The following is a 4,214-nucleotide window of genomic DNA, read 5'->3' as shown; positions in this document are numbered from 1 at the left end:
CACCGCGATCCCGCCTGACGATGGTGCGCAGGAGGCGAGACTGATGGCGCGGGCGCGCTTGCTGCTGGAACAGGGCGACATCGGTGGTGCGCGGGTCGTGCTGGAGCGCGTCGCCGAGACCGGCAGCGCCCAGGCAAGCTTCGCGCTCGCGGAAACCTACGATCCGCTGACCCTCACGAACTGGGGGACGTATGGAACGCGCGGCGATGCGAACAAGGCACGCGACCTCTACGCGAAGGCTGAGGCCGGTGGAATCAAGGAAGCAAAGGCGCGATTCGAGGCGCTGCGTTGATTGCAGCAAGAGCGAACGCGCTGACGTGATGTCTTGCAAAGGAGCTGTTCGATGAAAGGGTCTGTTGGATTGCGCCCGCTGTTCCTGCTTGCTGCCCTGGTGTCGTTGCTCCCGGCGCTGCCGTCGCCCCCGGCGGATGCGCGGCCGCAACATGGTCAGCCTCACAAGGCCCGCCTGGTCCGGGCCGAATCGCCGCGGCCCAGGCCTGAAGCCCTGGTCATGAATGCCTGGACCGTGGGCCTCGCCGGCGGCCTGCTCGAGGGCGCGCCGATTCGCCTTGCCGCGGAGATGGCCCGCGTGGTCGATGACGGCGACAATCTGCACGTCCTGCCGGTGGTGACGCGAGGGCCGGTGGAGAATCTGAACTCGCTGCTGTATCTGCGCGGCATCGACGCGGCGATCATCAATTCCGACGCTCTCGAGGAGTACAAGAGCCAGGTTCCGGACATCCAGCGGCGGATCACCTACGTCCTGAATCTGTTTCCGTCCGAGCTGCACATCTTCGTCCGGCCGGAGATTCAGAGCCTGCGCGACCTCGCCGGCAAGAAGGTGAACTTCAACAGCCAGGGTACCGCCGCGGCCTATTCGGGTCCGCTGATCTTCAGTCGCCTCGGGGTCGAGGTCGAGAAGACGTTCATTCCACATCAGGTCGCGCTCGAGCAGATGCGGAAAGGCGACATGGCGGCCGTCGTGTTCATCACCTCGAAGCCGGTCGATGCCTTCGTGAAAGGCAAATTTGAAGCCGGCTTCAAGTTCCTGCCGGTTCCGTATGACAGCAAGTTCGAGGACTATTATCTGCCGGCGGCTCTCGATGCCGCCGATTACCCGAACCTGATCAAGCAGGGTGAGCGCGTCGCCACGATATCGGTGCCGACCGTGCTGGTTGCCTTCAATTGGCCTGCTAACAGCAACCGTTTCGAGCGCGTCGCCCGGTTCGTCGATCACCTGTTCTCGCGTATCGACAAGCTGCAGGGGCCGGGCTTCGACCCGAAGTGGAAATCGATCAACCTCGGAGCGACGGTGCCGGGTCTGACGCGCTTCCCCGCCGCGCAGGCGTGGCTCGATCGTCAGTCGGCGACGGCGCGGGCATCGCAATGACCAGGCTCGCCGCCCCGCTTGTTGCCGCAATCACCGTCATCGACGGCATTGCCTTGGCGCAGGGGGTGGAAGATCCCATGGCACAGCTTCGCGCCTGTTCTCAGCTCGGACATGACGCGCGTCTGGAGTGCCTCGACAAGCTGTCGCACGCCGCCGCGCCGGCCCGCCGCGAAGCGTCGAGAGCCGACAATTGGACGATCAGCGAGACGACATCTCCCGTCGATTATTCACCGATCGCGACTGCAACGACATCGGCGGGGGCCGATTCGGCCGAGCCGTCCATGAAGCTGTCGATCCGGTGTCGCGGCGGGCGGACCGAACTATCCTTTGCGGGGCCCACGATCTCGGGCCGGAGCGACGGCTACGCGATTTCCTATCGCATCAATGACGGCAAGCCGACGCAGGTCGCGGCAACTGTGCCGGCGTCCGGTTCCGGCGTCGCCGTCGCGGGCGATGTCGTCCGCTTGGTGCAATCGCTTCCCGACAACGCGGTGCTTGTTGTTCACCTCGCACCCGGTGCCGGGGCAGCCCATGACGCGACATTCTCGCTCGCGGGGGTGGACGCGATGCGCGCGCGAATGGCCACGATCTGCAAATGGCCGCTCGCTGTCGCAAGGCCCGGCAACTGAATTGTGTTCGTCATTTTTCGAGATGGAGATGCTTGATGTGCAATTTTGAATCTGCTGCGAAGTTCATTGTGATGGGTGCCATCGCCGTGCTGGCTTCCACGTCATTGGCGGTGGCCGAGCAAGGCGGAAAATACTGGGTGCCGACGGCGCAGGCCGCCGCTTACCCGGCGAGCGATGTTCGGAAAACCGAAACGTCGCGAGCCACGGCCGAAATGCGCAAGCGCTCTGCGCTCGCGCGCATGCATGATCCGGCGGCGCCGAAGGGGAAGGAGCATCATCTGATCCTGCAGGTGAACAGCAATGATCCTGCCGCCATGAACCTGACGCTCAACAACGCAACCAACGTCGCCGAATATTACAAAGGCCTCGGCGAAAAGGTGAAGATCGAAGTCGTCACGTTCGGCCCGGGCCTCAACATGCTCCGCGAGGATACCTCGCCGGTGAAAGCTCGCATCGAGGAAATGGCCCTCAGCACACCCGAGGTGTCGTTCAAGGCCTGCGGCAACACCCAGGAGAAGATGCAGAAGGCCGAGAACAAGTCGATCCCGATCATCAAGCAGGCGGAGGTCGTGAAGTCCGGTGTCGTGCGCGTGATGGAACTGCAGGAGAAGGGGTGGGCCTATGTGAAGCCGTGAGCTGGAGGGCCGGCTTGCGTTAAATTCGCTCGCAAGGAATCCCTTGGCGCGGCTGCGGACCGGCTGATGCAGGAAATCGCCGCAAATCCGCCGGTTCGCCGGACGGCGCTGCTGGCAATCGCATTGACGTCGCGCATCCGCTACGCCAAGCTCCGGGAAAATCAAGAACAACCCCGGGGAAACGTCATGCTCCGCGCCGAAGACAACAAATTCCTCACCGAATCCGGTGCTGGAACGGGGATGGGCGAATTGCTGCGCCGATTCTGGATCCCGGTGCTACTGTCCGAAGAGCTGCCGGAGCCGGACGGCGACCCGAAGAAGATCATCGTCATGGGCGAGGAGCTGCTCGCCTTCCGCGACTCCAGGGGCGTGGTCGGCGTCATCGATCAATACTGCCCGCATCGCGGCGCCAATCTCTGGCTCGGCCGCAACGAGGAATGCGGCATCCGCTGCGTCTATCACGGCTGGAAGTTCGACACCGACGGCCGCTGCGTCGACATGCCGACCTCCTATCCCGATCTGAATGCAAAGGACCTGATCCGCATCAAGTCCTATCCGGTGCGCGAATGGGGCGAGATGATCTGGGCCTATATGGGCCCCGCCGAGGTGATGCCGGAATTGCCGGCGCTGGAGATGGCGTTGCTGCCGGCCTCGCATCGCTTCGTCACCAAGAAGTGGCAGGACTGCAACTGGGTGCAGGCGGTGGAGGGCTCGATCGACACCGCGCATTTCACCTTCGCCCATCTCTCCTTCGACAAGGAGGAGAACGAGATCCTCGACATCAAGAAGCATTTCGTCAACCCGCTGACGCGGGTCGCGACCGATCACATGCGCTGGATCGCCGAGGATCCGCGGCCGGTGATCAAGATCAATCCGCATGAGGCCGGGCTGACGGTGGCGGGCGGGCGGCTCACCGGCTCTGACAACATCTACTGGCGGATCGCCCAGTTCCTGATGCCGTTCCACAGCTACGCGCCGAGCTCGATGCCGGGCGAGAACATGTTCGGCCAGACCTTCGTGCCGGTCACCGACACCAATTGCTGGATCTACACCTATGCGTGGAATCCGCACCGGCCGCTGACCGACGCCGAGCGCGACGGCTATGCCAACGGCAACGGCGTGATGGCCGTGGTCGACGAGAACTATGTGCCGCTGCGCAACAAGTCGAACGACTACCTGATCGATCGCAAGCTGCAGCGGACCAACAGCTACACCGGCATCAAGGGCGTCTCCGAGCAGGACGCCGCGGTGCAGGACAGCCAGGGGCCGATCGCCGACCGCACCCGCGAGCATCTCGGCCCGACCGATCTCGGCATCATGCATTTCCGCAAGCTGGTGATGGAGGCGGCCCGCGCACTGCAAAAGGGCGAGGCGCCGCCGCATGCCCAGCATCAGGACCGCTACACCGTGCGCTCCGGCGCCTGCGTCACCAGCAAGACCAAGGACCTCACCGCGGTCGTGATCGAACGGTTCGGCGATCCGGTGGGATTCGTCGGGGGGCCGGGAGCGAACGCAGCTGCGGAATGATCACGCCGTCGTCCCTGCCTAGAGCGTGATGAG

At 63.9% G+C, this 4,214-nt stretch carries 4 protein-coding genes and 1 pseudogene; all 5 read left to right on the top strand.

What is annotated here, in order from left to right:
• A pseudogene (locus H8A92_RS39740) lies at positions 1–292 on the top strand (hypothetical protein); the annotation flags it as partial.
• Between the two features lie 51 nt (positions 293–343).
• Positions 344–1,390 carry a TAXI family TRAP transporter solute-binding subunit gene (locus H8A92_RS39735; RefSeq protein ID WP_229200701.1) on the top strand — a complete coding sequence of 349 codons (1,047 nt, stop codon included), beginning with the start codon at positions 344–346 and terminating at the stop codon, positions 1,388–1,390.
• Entirely contained in the window at positions 1,387–2,019 is a 633-nt protein-coding gene (locus H8A92_RS39730; RefSeq protein WP_229200700.1) for a hypothetical protein, read from the top strand. Before H8A92_RS39735 ends, H8A92_RS39730 begins: the two co-directional genes overlap by 4 nt.
• A 35-nt stretch (positions 2,020–2,054) precedes the next feature.
• Positions 2,055–2,654, top strand: a complete 600-nt coding sequence (locus H8A92_RS39725; RefSeq protein ID WP_229200699.1) for a DsrE family protein — start codon at positions 2,055–2,057, stop codon at positions 2,652–2,654.
• Between the two features lie 186 nt (positions 2,655–2,840).
• Complete coding sequence (locus H8A92_RS39720) at positions 2,841–4,181, top strand: Rieske 2Fe-2S domain-containing protein (protein ID WP_229200698.1); 1,341 nt, start codon at positions 2,841–2,843, stop codon at positions 4,179–4,181.
• Positions 4,182–4,214 lie beyond the last annotated feature (33 nt).

The sequence above is a fragment of the Bradyrhizobium acaciae genome (assembly GCF_020889785.1).
In the GTDB taxonomy this organism is placed as follows: Bacteria; Pseudomonadota; Alphaproteobacteria; order Rhizobiales; family Xanthobacteraceae; genus Bradyrhizobium; species Bradyrhizobium acaciae.
The sequence above is the reverse complement of the archived record's forward strand: the minus strand, read 5'-3'. Positions and strand labels throughout refer to the sequence as shown.